This window comes from Paenibacillus sp. A14 (assembly GCF_036864815.1).
GTDB lineage: Bacteria > Bacillota > Bacilli > Paenibacillales > Paenibacillaceae > Fontibacillus > Fontibacillus sanfengchensis.
In genome coordinates this window covers 327,207-343,733 of sequence record NZ_JBAGJD010000005.1, presented here as the reverse complement: position 1 = coordinate 343,733, position 16,527 = coordinate 327,207, and the positions used below count along the sequence as shown (strand labels likewise).

At 52.5% G+C, this 16,527-nt stretch carries 15 protein-coding genes; 9 read left to right on the top strand and 6 right to left on the bottom strand.

Translation table 11 applies throughout. The features are described from left to right. Window positions 1-25: 25 nt before the first annotated feature. The 4 genes from V4U88_RS16045 to V4U88_RS16030 form a co-directional block, all read right to left on the bottom strand. Entirely contained in the window at window positions 26-1,516 is a 1,491-nt protein-coding gene (locus tag V4U88_RS16045) for an alpha-N-arabinofuranosidase (protein ID WP_334074252.1), read from the bottom strand. 30 nt (window positions 1,517-1,546) lie between these two features. Next, a complete protein-coding gene (locus V4U88_RS16040) occupies window positions 1,547-2,392 on the bottom strand; it encodes a carbohydrate ABC transporter permease (RefSeq protein ID WP_334074251.1) in 846 nt (281 codons plus the stop codon). A 21-nt stretch (window positions 2,393-2,413) separates the two neighbouring features. Beyond that, a complete protein-coding gene (locus V4U88_RS16035; protein WP_334074250.1) occupies window positions 2,414-3,289 on the bottom strand; it encodes a carbohydrate ABC transporter permease in 876 nt (291 codons plus the stop codon). Between the two features lie 89 nt (window positions 3,290-3,378). Next, on the bottom strand, window positions 3,379-4,623 hold the full coding sequence (locus V4U88_RS16030) for an extracellular solute-binding protein (RefSeq protein WP_334074249.1): 1,245 nt from the start codon (window positions 4,621-4,623) through the stop codon (window positions 3,379-3,381). Window positions 4,624-5,064: 441 nt separating this feature from the next. Here V4U88_RS16030 and V4U88_RS16025 point away from each other — a divergent pair, with 441 nt between their 5' ends. From V4U88_RS16025 to V4U88_RS15990, 8 genes are all read left to right on the top strand, one after another. Next, entirely contained in the window at window positions 5,065-6,180 is a 1,116-nt protein-coding gene (locus V4U88_RS16025) for a GntR family transcriptional regulator (RefSeq protein ID WP_334074370.1), read from the top strand. Window positions 6,181-6,263: 83 nt separating this feature from the next. Further along, complete coding sequence (locus tag V4U88_RS16020; RefSeq protein ID WP_334074248.1) at window positions 6,264-7,241, top strand: LacI family DNA-binding transcriptional regulator; 978 nt, start codon at window positions 6,264-6,266, stop codon at window positions 7,239-7,241. Between the two features lie 11 nt (window positions 7,242-7,252). Next, window positions 7,253-7,456: a hypothetical protein gene (locus V4U88_RS16015; RefSeq protein WP_334074247.1), complete on the top strand. Its 204-nt coding sequence runs from the start codon at window positions 7,253-7,255 to the stop codon at window positions 7,454-7,456. Between the two features lie 298 nt (window positions 7,457-7,754). Next, window positions 7,755-9,092 (top strand): ABC transporter substrate-binding protein, encoded by a 1,338-nt coding sequence (locus tag V4U88_RS16010; RefSeq protein ID WP_334074246.1) that lies wholly within the window; start codon window positions 7,755-7,757, stop codon window positions 9,090-9,092. Between the two features lie 115 nt (window positions 9,093-9,207). Beyond that, entirely contained in the window at window positions 9,208-10,092 is an 885-nt protein-coding gene (locus tag V4U88_RS16005) for a carbohydrate ABC transporter permease (RefSeq protein ID WP_334074245.1), read from the top strand. Next, window positions 10,092-10,916: a carbohydrate ABC transporter permease gene (locus V4U88_RS16000; protein ID WP_334074244.1), complete on the top strand. Its 825-nt coding sequence runs from the start codon at window positions 10,092-10,094 to the stop codon at window positions 10,914-10,916. Before V4U88_RS16005 ends, V4U88_RS16000 begins: the two co-directional genes overlap by 1 nt. 28 nt (window positions 10,917-10,944) lie before the next feature. After that, on the top strand, window positions 10,945-12,426 hold the full coding sequence (locus tag V4U88_RS15995; protein WP_334074243.1) for a glycoside hydrolase family 32 protein: 1,482 nt from the start codon (window positions 10,945-10,947) through the stop codon (window positions 12,424-12,426). Further along, a complete protein-coding gene (locus V4U88_RS15990) occupies window positions 12,426-12,557 on the top strand; it encodes a hypothetical protein (RefSeq protein WP_334074242.1) in 132 nt (43 codons plus the stop codon). Before V4U88_RS15995 ends, V4U88_RS15990 begins: the two co-directional genes overlap by 1 nt. Before the next feature lie 69 nt (window positions 12,558-12,626). Here V4U88_RS15990 and V4U88_RS15985 read toward each other — a convergent pair whose 3' ends face one another. Beyond that, window positions 12,627-14,618 (bottom strand): methyl-accepting chemotaxis protein, encoded by a 1,992-nt coding sequence (locus tag V4U88_RS15985; RefSeq protein WP_334074241.1) that lies wholly within the window; start codon window positions 14,616-14,618, stop codon window positions 12,627-12,629. Window positions 14,619-14,950: 332 nt separating this feature from the next. Here V4U88_RS15985 and V4U88_RS15980 point away from each other — a divergent pair, with 332 nt between their 5' ends. Beyond that, on the top strand, window positions 14,951-15,859 hold the full coding sequence (locus tag V4U88_RS15980; RefSeq protein WP_334074369.1) for an EamA family transporter: 909 nt from the start codon (window positions 14,951-14,953) through the stop codon (window positions 15,857-15,859). A gap of 382 nt (window positions 15,860-16,241) precedes the next feature. Here the strand turns inward: V4U88_RS15980 and V4U88_RS15975 are convergent, their stop codons facing one another. Continuing rightward, the gene (locus V4U88_RS15975) at window positions 16,242-16,445 is read right to left on the bottom strand and encodes a hypothetical protein (protein WP_334074240.1); all 204 of its coding nucleotides are present in this window, start codon (window positions 16,443-16,445) and stop codon (window positions 16,242-16,244) included. Window positions 16,446-16,527 lie beyond the last annotated feature (82 nt).

The window sequence follows — 16,527 nt, the reverse complement described above, 5'->3', positions numbered from 1 at the left end:
TTTTGAACCCCTGCGATACTCCAAACTATTCCACAGCGAGCGTCACCACGGACATCGGTGGAAGCTTGATCTGCAAGCGGTCAGCCTGCACGGCCACGTCCGAGAATTCCACCGGTTTCACGGCATCGGGACGCTCGAAAGTATTGTGGGCGTTCACCGATCCTGCGGTCAGCAGGGTACCCGATACTTTGGCTTCGTGGGCCCGAACGCCGCCGCGCAGCTCCAGACTCAGTTCCGCGCCGTTGTTGTGGTCGATGTTGCACAAGCTGATGTGAACCTTGCCGCGCTCATCCTTCGAGGCCGATACCGTCACTTGCGGCAGCTTCTCCCCGTTGTACTCGTAGCTGCCGAAGGTGGATTCGACCGCCAGCAATTCCGCATCCTGATGCACTTTGTACATGTCGAAGACGTGGTACGTCGGCGTCAGGATCATTTTTTCACCTTCCGTCAAAATCATCGCCTGCAGCACATTCACGGTCTGCGCGATGTTCGTCATTTGCACGCGGTCGCAATGATTGTGAAAAATATTAAAATGCAGCCCGGCGACCAAAGCGTCGCGGATCGTGTTTTGCTGATACAGGAAGCCCGGGTTGGTGCCCGGCTCCACGTCAAACCAGGTGCCCCATTCGTCGATGATCAGGCCGACCCGCTTGTCGGGATCGTATTTATCCATAATGGTGCTGTGCTTCGCGATCAACTCATCCATATGAAGCGCCTTTTTCATGGTGATGAACCATTCGTCCTCGGGAAAATCAAGCGCCGATCCTTTCCCCAGCCAGAAGTCGCCCGGAATCGTATAGTAGTGCAGGCTCAAGCCGTCCATCAGCCAGCCGGCGTTTTTCATCAGCACTTCCGTCCAATTGTAGTCGTCCACATTGGCCCCGCCGGCGATTTTGTAGAGTTTGTTGTCGCCATAGTTGCGCACGTAAGTCTGGTAACGCCGGTACAGATCGGCATAGTATTCCGGCCGCATATTCCCGCCGCAGCCCCAGTTCTCGTTGCCGACGCCGAAGTACTTCAGCTTCCACGGCTGCTCTCTGCCGTTTTGGGCGCGCCAGGACGCCATCGGCGATTCCCCGTCGAACGTCATGTATTCCACCCACTCGGACATCTCCTGAACCGTGCCGCTGCCCACGTTGCCGCAAATATACGGCTCGCACTCCAGCAGCTCGCAGAGCAGCATGAACTCATGAGTGCCGAAATGGTTATTTTCCACGACGCCGCCCCAATGCGTATTGACCATGCGCTTCCGCCCTTCACGCGGACCGACGCCGTCCTTCCAATGATATTCGTCGGCAAAACAGCCGCCCGGCCAGCGCAGTACCGGTACCTTGATCTGCTTCAGCGCTTCGAGCACGTCGTTGCGAATGCCCTGCGTATTCGGTATGGGGGAGTCCTCTCCCACCCAAATCCCTTCATAAATGCATCTGCCCAAATGCTCGGCAAAATGACCATAGATGTTCCTGTTGATTTTTCCCTTCGCAATATCCGTGTTGATGATAATTTGATTTGACATCTTCTCTCTCCTCCATGTCTCTATTCTCTTCTAGCCTTTGATCCCGGAATTCAGGTTGATCGATTGCAGGAAATGCTTTTGCGCAAATAAAAACAGAACCAACGTAGGAATGATCGCTAATATAGCCGAACCCACCAGCTGCCCGATCATGCGGTAGTTGCCGTAAATGTCCTGCAGCAGCAGCAATCCGGCCGTCACTGGCATCTTGTCGACATCGGTATACACGATGACCGGCCACAGGAAATCGTTCCAGGAGCCGATAAATGAGAACAGCCCGCACACGATCAGCACCGGCTTGATCAGCGGCAAAATAACCGAATAATAAATCCGGAAATCGCTGGCCCCGTCCACGCGGGCCGATTCGTCGAGCTCGGTCGGAATCCCCTTGAGGAACTGTCTGACGAGGAAGATGTTCCCCATGCCGGCCAGCCCCGGAATAATCATCGCCCAGGCGGTATTGACCCAGCCCAGCGCATCGATGATTTTGTAGGAAGGAATCAGGTTAACGACTCCCGGAAAAAAAGAAATGCCGAGCAGCGTAAAAAACAGCGTATCCCTGCCCTTAAAGTTGATGCGCGTGTACCCGTAGCCTGTCAGCGATATGACGACAATCACCAGGAAGGTATGGGTGATCGCGATGAACAGCGAGTTAAACAGCCAGCGCAGAATCGGCGCGGTCGAGGTATTTTCCAGAATCGCCGCATAGTTCTCGAAGTTCCAGCTCTCCGGCAGCAGCCGGAAACCGTTCGAGACCACCTCCGCTTCCGTCCGGAAGGACGTGGTGATTCCGAACAGCACCGGGATAATCCAGATCAAGCAAAGCAAGATTAAAAACAAATAGGCCAGATATTTGGATATATTGATTTTTTTCAGCATGATGCCTCACCCACCTCTCCTTTAGGAAGCATTCCGGTTCATCACATAGTACTGCATGGCGGAAATGATCAGGATCACGAGACCCAGCAGCACCGCCATCGCGGACGCCATTCCCGCGATGGATTCCCCGTGGCCGAACGCCAACTGGCGGATATACATCATCAGGACGTGTGTGCTCTGCTGCGGACCGCCCTTGGTCATCATCAACGGCTGGCCAAAGACGTTAAAAGCGCCGCCCGTTGTCATCACGAAGGTGTAAATGAGCGGAAACCGGATCGACGGCAGCGTGATGCTGGTAAACTTCCGGATGGAGCCGGCCCCGTCGATTTCCGCCGCCTCATAAAGGTCCTTCGCCACGCCGTTGATGGAGGCGCGGTAAATGATCATGTTGCCGCCGACGCCGCCCCAAACCGTGATCACGATAATGATGATCCAGGCATAAGGCTGGTTCGCCGGCCACGGAATTTGCGAGCCGAACACATTGCCGGTAATGCCGAGCTGCTTGTTGAAGATCAGCAGCCAGATCAGTGCCGCCGCAGAGATGGAAATCAGACCGGGAATGTAAAGAATGGACTGCATGAGCCCCTTCATTTTGACCTTTTTATGTTCCAGAGCCACCGCCACAAGCAGCGGGATGACAATAAGAATCGGAACGCTGAGGCCGACAAAAATCAATGTGTTCTTCATCCCGTTCATAAATTGGGTGTTGAAAGTGGAAGTTGTATCGAACAGTATCGTTTTGTAGTTTTCAAAACCTACCCAGATCGGATCCCCGAGCAAATTCCACTTCGTAAACGAAGCGTAAATCCCATAAATCGTCGGCACCAAAATAAAGACGATAAACAGGATGAGATGGGGACCAACAAAGAAGTAAGGTGTAAAAGATCTCTTTTTCATAGCCCTTCCTTTCTCCTTTTGGGAACAGTAATGTGCCATGATCCATGACACATTACTCCACTTGGCGCTTTGCCCTGTTTCAAGTCCGTTTATTGTGCCGCCGCTTTGCTGTTCTCGGCGATTTTGTCTTCGACAAACTTCTGCATGGTGGCCAGAGTTTCATCGAGGCCCACATTGCCGCGGACGATATCCGCACAATACGTATCTACCGCCTCGGCAATGTACGGATAGTGCTCATACGTATAAATGTAAAGGGATTCAATTTCCTTTTCGTTGGAAGTAAAGAAAGATTGCATGTAGTTTTTGTATTCCGGGTTTTCGATGACCTGCTTACTGGCTACGATTTGCCCGGCTTTCGCCCACTCCATGGAATTCTGACGGATGAACTCCAGGAAGGCGCCGATGCCTTTTTCCTTCTCATCCGTGCGCTTCTCGTTCTTCAGCATGGCGAACAAATGCGAGGAGGCCCGGTTCGTGAACTTGTCGGGCGTCGGCGAGTAAATGTTGGTGACGCCGAAGTTAAGCCCTTCCACTTTGGCGTGCGCGGTGGAGCTCCAGGTCCCGTCCGTGGAGAAAAGAACATGTCCGCCTTGGAACATCAGGTAACCGTCTTCACCGAACGGGGTCATCAAGCCCGCGTCGGCAATCTTCTTCACGCTTTCAAACGCCTTCTTCATCACCTCGGTGTTGACGGCCGGCTTGCCGTCCTGCTGGATATCGCCACCCAGGTTTTGCACCTGGGCCAGGATGACCCAGCCGAGGAGCGCGTCATTGACGACATAATCGCCCTCACCCAACTTGCCCTGGAGAGACAACATCTCGTCGATGGTGACGACGTTATCGTCCAGGAAAGATTCAACGTTGTATTTCTTGAGCAGATCCTTGTTGTAATACATCACATTGCTGTGAATATCGAGGGGAACCGTATACTGTGTGCCGTCGATCGTACCGGTCGACCAGGCTTGCGGCAGATAGTTTTCCTGTTTGAGTTCCGGCTGCGCGGACAGAACGCCGGTCAGCGGCTCAAGCACCCCTTGCTTGACGAAGCCCGGAACGCGGTCGGCGTGGATGATGGCCAGGTCGGGCACGCCTTTGCCGGAGTTCAGCACCGTGGAGACTTTGGTGTACATATCCGATGTAATGACGTGTTTTACTTTAATCTCCGGATTGGTCGCGTTGTATGCCTTGACGATCTGGTCCATGTACGCCCCGTCATCCCCGGTTAACGGCGTCCAGAAGACGATGGTATTTTTGTCCGATCCGCTTCCGCAGGCCGAAAGTAAAGCGCTTAATAAAGCTGCCAGCAAAATTAAAGAAATGGTTTTTCTTTTCAATTTGTTCTCCTCCTCGATTTCTTTCTACACGCATAAGTCCCGGTTACCATGCTGTCACGCCCAGATGTTGTTGCCCCCACTAGTTCATTAGATGTACGTACATGTTTAAGCGGATATAGGCCTCCTTTCCTCAACTAGCCATATGACGACTTACTCTCAGCTGTTTTTTTCTCGGCAAAAAGGATGTTTTTAAACGTTGAATTGTTTGTAAGCGTATTCTATGTATCAAATATTAATCCGCATGTTCGTACATGTCAATCAGTTTAATCATTTTTGTACGTACATATTTATATATGTATTTGCGGCCTTCCTATTTATTCATAGTAAATTTCCATGCGATTTGATACGATAGTTTTGTTTCCAAGTTGGGCAGGTTAGTATATAGCTAAACATACAGATCGAAGTGGTGATAACGTGTCGGAACAAAAAACCAAATACAATATGGTCAAGGAACAAATTACGGAATGGATCCGAGACGGAAAAGTAAAGCCCGGAGATAAAATATATTCGGAGAAAGAGCTTTCCGGCATGTTCGCTGTCAGTCGTCATACCGTCAGGCAAGCGATCGGCGCCCTGGTGCATGAGGGCTTGCTTTACAGGGAACAAGGTGCGGGGACGTTTTGCTCCGCGAGCCCGAATTTATCGGCGAACGATTCTTATGCGGGGCCTTCCGGCTCCTCTCCCGCGAGCGTCAATCGGAAGAATATCGGCGTCATTACGACCTATATCTCCGACTATATTTTCCCTTCGATTATCAAAGGCATCGAATCTTATTTGACGGCCGAAGGATATTCGCTAACGTTGGCTTGTACGGACAATGATTTGGAGAAGGAAAAACAATGTCTGCAAGCGATGCTGAACCGAGGGGTTGACGGACTGATCGTGGAGCCGACGAGGAGCAGTAATTACAACCCGAATATCAATTACTATTTAGCGCTTGAGCAGAACCAGATTCCCTATCTGATGATCAACCAATTCTACGCGCAGTTAATGCCTCCCCATGTTATCGTGAATGATGACCACGGCGGCTTCATCGCTACGGACCATTTGATCCGGCTTGGACACCACCGCATCGTTGGGCTGTTTAAAACGGATGACCTGCAAGGAATAGAACGGATGAAAGGATTTATCCGGGCTTTCCGTGAGAACGAAGTCGAATTCTTCTCGGAAATGGTGCTAACCTACACAACCGAGGAGCAAGGCAGTGCCCTCATTCGGCGTCTGGAGCCCTTCTTCAGCGGGGCTTCGCCCCTTCCCACCGCCATCGTCTGCTACAACGACCAGTTGGCCCTGGCCGTACTGGACTTGTTGAGAAAACAAGGACTGCGGGTACCGGACGAGATCTCGATCGTCGGGTTCGACGATTCCCCCCTGGCGGAAGCTTCCGAGGTAAAGCTGACCTCGGTCACCCATCCCAAAATGGAGCTGGGCATGGCCGCCGCCAAGTGGATTGTGGCCGCGGTCGAGGGCATGGACCTGCTTCCCCAATCCATCGTGTACGAGCCAAGGCTGGTGATCCGCGGCTCCACCGCGAGTGTGAAGGGGCGTGAAGTATAAAGGAAAGGGACTGCCTTCTTGTCCCTTCGCATGCCTCTAGGGTATATTGTTTGATAGATTAGAGAAACGAAAGAGGATAACCTATGGTAACGATTCACGATGTAGCCGCCAAGGCCGGCGTCTCCGTCACTACGGTATCCCGGGTGCTCAACAACCGGGGATACATCAGCGAAGCGACGCGAAAAAAGGTCTATGATTCTATGAATGCGCTCGGATATCAACCGAACGAGATCGCCCGATCCCTGTTGCGCAAGCAGTCCAATATCCTGGGTTTGATCGTTCCCAGCGTCTCCCACCCCTTTTTCGGCGAATTGGCGGACCGGGTGGAGTATTACGCCTATCAGAAAGGATACAAAGTGCTGCTATGCAACTCCCAGCGCGATCCCATCAAGGAAAGGGATTATATCGAGATGTTGAAGCGCAACCGGGTGGATGGGATTTTTATGGGGAGTCATACGCTAGAGGTAGAGGAGTACCAAAGCCTTCGTTCGCCGATTCTGACTTTTGACCGGCAGATTGGAGAGGAGATTCCGTTTATTAGCTCGGACAATTACGAGGGCGGCCGTTTGGCAACCGAACGGCTTGTGGCCCTAGGCTGCCGCAAAATCGCACATATTTGCGGTAATTTGCAGCTGGATTTGCTGGCCAACCAGAGAACAAGCGCTTTTCTTGACGTGGTTCGTCAGCACGGGATCGAGCATCTGATCATTCAAACGGACATGAATGTGTTCGATCAGGCCAAGTATGAAGAACTGCTCAGCAAGCTGTTGAAGGAGCATGCGGATATCGACGGAATTTTCGCCACTAGCGATATAATTGCCACCTTCGCTATCAAGGAATGCAAGCGGGTCGGCAAGAGGGTCCCCGAAGAGGTCAAAATCATCGGCTATGATGACGTAAGCGCAGCACGGTGGGTTACGCCCGAATTGACCTCCGTACGCCAGCCCGTCGACGAGATGGGCAAACTTGCCGTAGACTTGCTGTGCAGGCAGGTGGAAGGAGAAACCGTCGATTTTACGAATATTTTGCCTGTAGAACTTATTGTGCGGGATTCCGCCTGAAAATCTGGCCATTGCCAGTAGCCACTATCTCCGCGTTTATCGTACCGGGGGAGCGCCGCACTTTCGAGGAGCGCAGAAGCCCGAAGCTTGCGGGGGCATTTCAACGAAAGACCGGAGCTCTGCCGGGTATTCGAACGGAAGTCTCAAGCTCGCCGGGCATTCTAACGGAAGCCATAGCCGCTATTTCGTCCTTTACGCATGAATTGACATTCTAACGGACGCAGTAGCGGCTATTTGGGCAAAATGAGTTCATTGGGGCGTGATATTACCTCAATAGCCGCTGCTATTTCCGTTAGAAATCCGCAAGAGTTACTTTTGAGCGAAATAGCGCCTATTATATCCGTTGGAGCAACCGTCGAGAAGGGCCTTCCCTCAGTCACCTACGATGACTTTTGGGATAGCCCCCATTTTTTTTGCGATTTTTTATGTCAAACGATTGACATATGTTAATCGTTTGACATACAATGGTCTCGTAAACGATGCAAGCGATTACATTTAACAGGGGGAAAAGAAATGAAACGAGTATCCTGGATGAACATGACGGTCATGATCGCAATTTTAACGCTCCTCGTCTCGGCCTGCGGAGGCGGCAATCAAGCCGGCTCCAAAAGCGCCGAAGGCGCCGAATCCTCAACTGGAGGCTCCGGCGGCAAGGTGAAAATCTCCTTGCTGAACTCCAAGGGCGAAATTCAAACCCAACTCGAAGAGGCAGCTAAAACGTTTGAAGCCGACCATCCCGGCATCACGCTCGAAATTATGGCGGCTCCGGCGGGAACCTCGCCTTTCGAACGCGCCTCAACCATGTACGCTTCGGGAAACCCGCCGACCATGATCATGCTGGATACGGGGGATGTCGAGAAATTTAAAGACCGGCTCCTCGACTTGAGCGGTGAGAAGTGGAACGCCGACATCGTGGAGAATGCAACGAAACTGACGACGTTTGACGGCAAGAACCTCGCCTTCCCTCTGGCCATAGAAGGCTACGGTTTCATTTACAATAAGGCGGTTCTCGATCAAGCCGTCGGCGGTGAATTTGATCCAAGTACGATAAAGACCAGAAGCGACTTGGAAAACCTGTTCAAACAAATCGAAGCTTCCGGAAAGAAAGCGCTGATTATTTCGCCGATGGACTGGTCGCTTGGAGCCCATTTCCTGCCGCTGGCTTACGCTACCCAGAATAAGGACATGGCCGAAGTCAACAAATTTATCGATTCGTTGAAAGCGGGCCAAACCGCCCTGGCCGACAACAAATCTCTGAACGGGCTGCTCGATACGTTCGATCTGATGAAAAAGTATAACATCGACAAGAAATCCCCGCTCTCCGGCGTCTATGAGCGCGGTGCCGAGCTCCTCGGCAAGGGGGAAGTCGGCATCTGGTTCCAAGGCAACTGGGCTTGGCCGCAAATTAAATCCTTCGATACGGCGAACGGGGAATACGGGTTTATTCCTGTACCGATCAGCGATAATGCCGCCGATTTCGGAAATCAGGAACTCTCCTCGGCAACGTCCAAGCGGATTGTCGTAGACAAGGAAAAGAGCTCGCCGGAACAGCAAGAAGCGGCCAAGGCCTTTTTGAACTGGCTGGTGTACGAGGAAAAAGGGCAGGACTTCCTGGTAAATAAGGCCAATATCATCCCGGCCTTCAAGAGCATCACCCTGCCGGCCGCCGATCCGCTCGGCCGATCCATTCAAGAATACATGGCCAGCGGCAAATCCCAGGAATCGATGAGCGTTCTGCCCGCCGACCACTGGGCCAAACTCGGCGCTTCCATGCAGAAATATTTGAGCGATGCCGGAGACCGCAGCACATTGATTCAGGAAATCGAGGAATATTGGAAAACCGTAAAATAAAGAGAACGGCTCCTCCACAATTCATCAGTTAACAGAACAGAGAAAGGGCAAGCCTGGTCTTGTCCCTTTCTGTTCTTCCATCGACATAGACATAATAGAAAAGAGGAATCGAATTATGATTAGGGAGAAGGAATGGTGGCCCCGCCTGCAAAACCGACTGTTGTTCACCGGCCCAACCTTGTTTGCCTTTATCACAGTGATGATCATCCCGTTCCTTTACGGCATTTATCTGACATTGACGAATTGGGATGGCATCGCCACCTCACATTCGCTCGTTTGGTTCGAAAACTACACCAAGGTTTTTCAGGATAAAGTATTCTGGCAATCCTTCGGTTTAACGCTTAAATATGTGTTTTTTACCGTAGTTCTGGTCAATGCCGTGGCCTTTCTGCTGGCCCTCGGTTTATCCCGCGGCTTGAAGGGCCAGAACCTGTTCCGGGCCGGCTTCTTTCTGCCCAATCTGGTCGGCGGCATCGTGCTCGGGCTGATCTGGCAGTTTATCTTCTCGAATGTCTTCGTTTTCCTTGGCGAAAAAGCGAACATCCCACTCTTCAGCTACTCCTGGCTGGCGGATCCGGATAAAGCGTTCTGGGCCCTGGTCATAGTTACAGTATGGCAATACGCCGGATACATGATGGTGATTTACATCGCCGGACTCATGAGTGTGCCTCATGATGTTCTGGAAGCGGCCAGCATTGACGGAGCCAACCGCTGGACCAAGCTGCGCCGGATGATTTTGCCGCTGATGGTCCCTTCGTTTATCGTATGTATCTTTCTGACGCTGCAGCGCGGCTTCATGGTGTACGATGTGAACCTTTCGCTGACCAAAGGCGGTCCGTTTAAAAGCACGGAAATGGTCTCCATGCATGTTTACGAAAAGGCTTTCCTTTCCCGGGATTACGGGCTCGGTCAGGCCGAGGCGCTCGTGCTGTTTCTCCTGGTGGCGGCCATTACATTGCTTCAGGTCTACTTCGGCAAAAAGATGGAGGTGGAAGCCTAATGCGCAGCTCACGTTCTTCGGCCTGGATAAGAACCACCGGTTTGATCTTGGTCCTTTGCCTGTTCGTCTTCCCGTTTTTCTTTCTGCTGCTCAATTCGTTTAAAGCGAATACGGCCATCACGTCCAACCCGCTATCGTTTCCGGGAACGTTGAACTGGGAGAACTATCGAAACGCCTTCGAAAAAATGAATTACACGGCTTCCTTCTTCAATTCGTTGGCGATCACCCTTTTGGGCGTGGCTCTAATCTCGCTGTTTGCCGCGATGACCGCTCACTATTTTGTGCGGAACAACACGAAATTCAATCAGTACACGTTTATGATCATGGTTGCGGCGATGATTATTCCTTTTCAGGCCATCATGATCCCGCTCGTCAAAATCTACGGTTCCTTGAACCTGCTGGATAACAAATGGTCCCTGATCTATATGTATCTGGGTTTCGGGAGTCCGCTGGCGGTGTTTATTTACCACGGCTTTGTAAAAGGGATTCCCGCTGAGCTGGAGGAAGCCGCACTCATCGATGGGTGCACGCGCCGTCAAACCTTCTTCAGAATCGTATTTCCGGTGCTGGCGCCTACGACGGCAACCATTTCGATTTTGAATGTACTCTGGATCTGGAATGATTACCTGCTTCCTTCCCTGATCCTCATTTCGCCGGAAAACAGAACCTTGCCGCTCTCCACCTTTAACTTTTACGGCACTTACTCCGTGGATTATGGGCCGCTCATGGCCGGCCTCGTGCTGACGGTCTTGCCGATTATGCTCGTCTATTTGTTCGCTCAACGGTACATTATCCAGGGAGTCATGCAGGGTTCCATAAAATAAGGGATTTTTTCGGGAGGCCTATTTAAGTATGTTTACTGAATCAACTTATACCGCCCAACGAGCGGATCGATTCATTCGGGAATCGAAGCATTTATTGAATCCGGAATACAGACTTAACTATCATCTCATGGCGGAGTACGGCTGGATGAACGATCCGAACGGATTTATTCATTCGGGCGGAGTCTATCACCTGTTCTATCAGCATTATCCTTACAAGGCGTATTGGGGTCCCATGCATTGGGGCCATGCCGTCAGCCGCGATCTGCTCCATTGGGAGTACCTTCCCGTGGCTCTTGCCCCGGGGGAAACTTATGACAAGAACGGGTGCTTCTCGGGCAGTGCCGTAGAAGTTGACGGGAAGCTCGTGCTTATGTATACGGGCCATCGGGTGACCGGAGCGGATCCGGATAAGGATTATGAACAAGTCCAGGCGCTGGCCATGTCCGAAGACGGGATTACCTTTACGAAATATCCGGGGAACCCGGTGATTCACCGCAGCCAGATTCCCGATGGAGTAAGCCGCAAAGACTTCAGGGATCCCAAAGTTCTGCAAATCGGCGACCGCTATTATGTAGTTCTCGGGTCTAACGATGCGCAAGGCAACGGCCTCATCTTGCTCTACCGGTCGTCCGATTTGAAAGAATGGACTTTTGTAAACATTCTGGCCCAGAGCGACGGAACCATGGGGGATAATTGGGAGTGCCCCGATCTGTTCCCGCTGGGAGACAAATACGTTCTGATGCTGTCGCCCCAGCGGATGCCCGCTCAGGGAGAACAATACCGGAACCTCCACTCCACCATGTACATGGTTGGGGAGTTTGACCCGGAAACCGGGTCGTTCCATCCGACCTCCCAAGCTCAAGTGGACCATGGCTTTGACTTCTACGCCCCGCAATCCGCCGTCGATGACAAAGGAAGGCGCATTGTGATCGGCTGGATGGAAATGTGGGAACAGGACATTCCTACCCAGCATGGACACCATTGGGCCGGTGCCATGAGCCTCCCGCGCGTGGTCGTCCCGGACGGGAACCGGATTCTGTTCCAGCCGGTTCTCGAGGTGGAGTCCTGGCGCACCGCTCTATATGAATTGGGAGAAACCCGGCTGGATGGCGAGATCCCTTTGAACACCTCGGGAGACTGTTATGAGCTTCAGGTGGAGTTTGAGCCCGGCACCGCCACGCAATTCGGACTGAAGCTGCGGACCGACGGAACGGGAAAAGAAGAAACCGTCATTGCTTACGAAACTTCCGGGGGAATGCTCTGCATCGACCGGGATCGGTCCGGCGTCGGCTTGGGCGGTCGGCGCAAAGCCTTCGTCCCTCTTAAAGAAGGCCGGCTTCAACTGCGGATTTTTATGGATAAATCATCCGTTGAGGTGTTTGCCGGAGACGGGGAGGTCGTCATGACCGCCCGGATCTATCCTGGGGCCGCCTCCCAGGGAATCGTATTGTTCTCCACCGGGGAGTGCCGGGTGGACCGGCTGCGGAAATGGGATCTCGCAAAGCGGTGATGTGGAAGGGATTCCTCCTCCCTATTTTAAGAGCGGTAGCCGGGATGGGGATACCGTTCGGCAAACCGGGCGTATCCTTGTACACCCAGGCCTTGCTGGCCGCGGAGGCGCTGCATCTGCTGGAGGAATAGACGGCAAATGCCATAAACAAAGAACAGAGCGGGCTGCAAAAGGGGAATCCCTTTGCAGCCCGCTCTTTTTTACAATGATCCGTCATTCACTCTAAACCGCTTGACCAGGTTCTGAAGGTTGATCGCCATATCGGCCAGTCCTTGAGAGGCGTGGGCGATTTCCTGCATCGAGGCCATCTGCTCTTCCACGGCTGCCGATGTGGTCTGTGCGCTTTCCGCGGAATGTTCGGACATGTTGGACAACTGGTGGACCGCTGCGGAAGCCTGCTCGGTTCCGGCGGAAATTTGCTCGGCCACCGCGGAAATATCCTGAATTTGCTCGGTAATGCGCGCGGTCGACTGTTCGATGTTCGCGAAAACCGCTGCCGCCTCCTCGCTGATCCGCAGCCCCTCTCCCACCTGAGTGCGCACATTTCCGTTCATCGTTGCGTTGGAGCGCTGGATCAAATCGTTCATTTTATGGATCGTCGCGCCGATGTTATCCGCAGTCCGTTTGGACTGCTCCGACAGCTTGCGTACTTCGCCGGCAACGACGGCAAATCCGCGTCCCTGTTCGCCCGCTCTGGCCGCTTCAATCGCCGCATTCAGCGCCAGCAAGTTGGTCTGGTTGGCGATCTCCGCAATAGCTTCATTCATGGCGCTGGCCTCCCCGGAAAGCTTTGCCAACTCCTGAACCATATCCGTGGACTCGGCCACCGCCTCCAGGATCCGGTTCATCTGCCCGCTGACGTTCTCGATAGTCCGGCTTCCCCGTTCCACATCTTGTTCGGTTTGTCCCGCCGAGTCCACGATCTTATTCGCCGACTCCGCGATGGCTCCTACGCCGCGGGCCATTTCTTCCACCGCCCGGGCCGTCTGCTTGGAGGCTTCCGCTCCCGATACCGCGGCCTCCGCCGTCTCCTGAATGATCTCGGCGACATGCTGTACCGATTGGGGGGTTTGCTCCGTCCCTTCCTTGATCGTCTCCGAGGACGAAGCAAGCTGGGAGGAGGTTTGACCAAGCTCGGTTACCATCGTGCGCAGAGAATCGGTCATCGCGTTGAAATCATCCGCCAGCGCGCCGAATTCGTCTTTATTTTTCAACTGTACTATTTCCGTTAAATTTCCGTTACTGACACTGTTCGTTCCCCGCTGCAATCTACGGAGCGGCACGACAAAAGAGCGCATTACGAAGAAAATCAGAATGCCGACAATGAGGATGGAGAAGCCAATGACGATCAGCGTGGTGTTCATGATCGGTTTGGCGGCCACCCCATAGTCATTGGGGCTGAGCATCGCGTTGACCTTCCAGCCCGTTGCGGGCACTATGTCCGTGTAAACTTCGAGCGGAACTCCCAAGGAACTGGAGATTGTTTTCGTGATGTCGGCGTACTTCTCTTCGGCCGAAGCCTTTTCCAGGACATCTCCGGTCACTTCTATCGGCGCCCCGGGCTTGAGATACCCCTGATCGTAAACAAATCCTGTGCCTGTCACGACTTTCCCCAGATTATCCGTGACAATCAGCGTTCCGGTATCCCCGATCTTCGCGTTGCTCACACTTTCCGTCAGCTTATTCAGGTTGAGGGCAAAATTTAGCACCGTTTTCCCTTCGCCCAGCGACTTCGATACATTGAACACCCTCTGCCCCGTCAAGGCCGTCTCGCCCGTTTCCGACAAGGCCGCTTCCCCAGCCCGCTCCAGACCTTTCGTATACCAGCCCGCCTTCAGCGGATCGAATTTACCGTTTTTCGGCTTGGGTGAAACCACAAACGCGCCTGTTTCGTCCGCCAGAATCACCTCTTCCAATTCGGGATAAGCGGCCCGGATCCGGTCCAGCTTGCTTTGGGTTTCCGGAGCGCCGACATCCCCCGCTTTAAATTGGGACGACACCAGCTCCAAATTCTTGATGACGGAGGTCAGCTGCTGATCAATGGAGCTGCGAACGAGAGCCACATTGGAGTAGATGCCGTTTTTGATCCTTGCCTCCACTTCCCGCTCCGCGCTTTCGTACGAGAAAAAGCCGATTACCGCGCTCGGCACGATGAGGATAATTAAAAACCAGATGACCAGCTTCGTTCTCATCAGCCTCAACTGGCTTTTCACAAATTTCCAACCTTGCGTTACCCGCTCTTTTAATCCCGGTTTAACTGGGGGAGAAGATACAGAGGATTCTTTTTTCAATGGTAGTCACTTCTCTCTTATGTAATTTAAAAATTGAACTATATTTTATTTCGACATTTTGCAACATTTTTTTCACATTTGAGTTCTAGGCAAGGTACCTCTTACTAATTAATTTAGGCTCTTGTCCTGGACTTACGTCTATTTGTCATTGACAGCCCTCTGCTCATGACCCTTATAATGAGAAAGCCTTTTTTAGGGGTTTGTTTGAAATTGATAACAAGGGGTTTTGAATGATGTGGTTTTTGTTTGCCTTATTGACGGCGATGGCCTGGGGAGGTGCGGATCTTTTTTACAAAAAAGGCAGCGATAGCAACGACCGGTTCAGCCATATCAAAATCGTGATCATGGTCGGCCTGGTCATGGGTGTGCACGCTGTTGCTTATATGCTGTTAAAAGGACTCGCCTTTCATCCTGCGGACATGATCCGTTATCTGCCCGTTTCCGCCCTTTACATTTTGTCGATGACGATCGGTTACATCGGCCTTCGCTATATCGAGCTGTCTATCGCCTCTCCCGTGCAGAATTCCTCCGGAGCCGTGACAACGATGCTATTGTTTCTCTTTTTTACGCACAGCTTGGGCGTCCTTGAAATTGTGGGCATCGCGATCATTACGGCAGGGGTGGTCGGCATCGCCATCCTGGAAAAAAGAGCCGAACGAGCCGCGCTGGAGACCGGAGCGCTGCATTTCGACAAAAAATATCAGATCGGCGTCATGGCGATCCTGTTTCCGATCCTTTACTGCCTGATCGACGGGCTCGGTACCTTTGCGGATGCCATCTATCTGGACGAATGGAGCTTGATTAGCGAAGATGCGGCGCTGCTGGCTTATGAGTTCACCTTCTTCCTGTGCGCCTTAATCGGGTTGATTTACCTGCGCGGAATCAAAAAACAACCCTTCAACCTGTTCCGGGAACGGGTCAAAGGGTATGCGGCGATCTTCGAAACGATCGGGCAGTTTTTCTATGTCTTCGCCATGTCCAGCAATGCCATCATCGCCGCACCACTGATCGCTTCCTACAGTATTTTCTCGATCCTCCTCTCCCGCCTGTTCCTTAAAGAGCGGCTGAGCCGGGCGCAGTATGCCGTCATTGTTATCGTCATCCTGGGAATCGCCCTGCTGGGAATCGCGGATGAGCTGTAGGAATCGCGAACGCCTATTTCAACAATGCCCGCCTGGGGAAAAGAAAATTACGGGAAAAACTCCCGTTATTTCGGGCTAAAGGGCGCACGATATGCAATTAGCTGGAAAACCTCCTGCTAATCGCCGGCTAGAGGGCCCATTCGCCCTTGGGATGCAGAAATAGCTGGAGAAATTCCAGCTATTTGGTCTTCTGACGGCTTTCGAGCCAATTAAACGGGAGAAATTCCAGCTAATCGCTCAGCTGCTTGCTACGTCGTTAGTCTTGAGCCGTTCTCCTCCACCGGAACCTTGCGGAGATTCGTAGATTCGCCCCTGTGGGAATTTTAACGGAAGCAGCAGCCGCTATTTTTACAAAAAACACTATTTCCACACTAGCGTTGCATTAACCCGCGAGGTCTAACGGCTGTAGCATCCTCCCTTTGAAGCAGGGCAGGTGAATAAGAGCCTTTTGCGCCTTATGCAGCGCTATTTTGGCGAATTCGGGTGGTCGGGGGGGGGAATAGCCGACTTTTAGGCAATGACGTTGCATCAAACCTTCCTTGATGCTGCCCATTTGGGGCCAATCCGCCGCTTCGGCAAGCAGCATGTCGAACTTAGATCGTCGTCTCCCCCTCTAAACCATGCTAACGGTCGCCACAGCCGTTATTTGCCCTGTTTGCGCTGACTCC

What these genes read in the sequence shown, in the direction of transcription:
- V4U88_RS15990 (WP_334074242.1), top strand. Translation starts at nt 12,426, where the DNA reads ATGTGGAAGGGATTCCTCCTCCCTATTTTAAGAGCGGTAGCCGGGATG.
- V4U88_RS15985 (WP_334074241.1), bottom strand. Translation starts at nt 14,618, where the DNA reads ATGAGAACGAAGCTGGTCATCTGGTTTTTAATTATCCTCATCGTGCCG.
- V4U88_RS16020 (WP_334074248.1), top strand. Translation starts at nt 6,264, where the DNA reads ATGGTAACGATTCACGATGTAGCCGCCAAGGCCGGCGTCTCCGTCACT.
- V4U88_RS15995 (WP_334074243.1), top strand. Translation starts at nt 10,945, where the DNA reads ATGTTTACTGAATCAACTTATACCGCCCAACGAGCGGATCGATTCATT.
- V4U88_RS15980 (WP_334074369.1), top strand. Translation starts at nt 14,951, where the DNA reads ATGTGGTTTTTGTTTGCCTTATTGACGGCGATGGCCTGGGGAGGTGCG.
- V4U88_RS16005 (WP_334074245.1), top strand. Translation starts at nt 9,208, where the DNA reads ATGATTAGGGAGAAGGAATGGTGGCCCCGCCTGCAAAACCGACTGTTG.
- V4U88_RS16045 (WP_334074252.1), bottom strand. Translation starts at nt 1,516, where the DNA reads ATGTCAAATCAAATTATCATCAACACGGATATTGCGAAGGGAAAAATC.
- V4U88_RS15975 (WP_334074240.1), bottom strand. Translation starts at nt 16,445, where the DNA reads ATGCTGCTTGCCGAAGCGGCGGATTGGCCCCAAATGGGCAGCATCAAG.
- V4U88_RS16040 (WP_334074251.1), bottom strand. Translation starts at nt 2,392, where the DNA reads ATGCTGAAAAAAATCAATATATCCAAATATCTGGCCTATTTGTTTTTA.
- V4U88_RS16035 (WP_334074250.1), bottom strand. Translation starts at nt 3,289, where the DNA reads ATGAAAAAGAGATCTTTTACACCTTACTTCTTTGTTGGTCCCCATCTC.
- V4U88_RS16000 (WP_334074244.1), top strand. Translation starts at nt 10,092, where the DNA reads ATGCGCAGCTCACGTTCTTCGGCCTGGATAAGAACCACCGGTTTGATC.
- V4U88_RS16010 (WP_334074246.1), top strand. Translation starts at nt 7,755, where the DNA reads ATGAAACGAGTATCCTGGATGAACATGACGGTCATGATCGCAATTTTA.
- V4U88_RS16025 (WP_334074370.1), top strand. Translation starts at nt 5,065, where the DNA reads ATGGTCAAGGAACAAATTACGGAATGGATCCGAGACGGAAAAGTAAAG.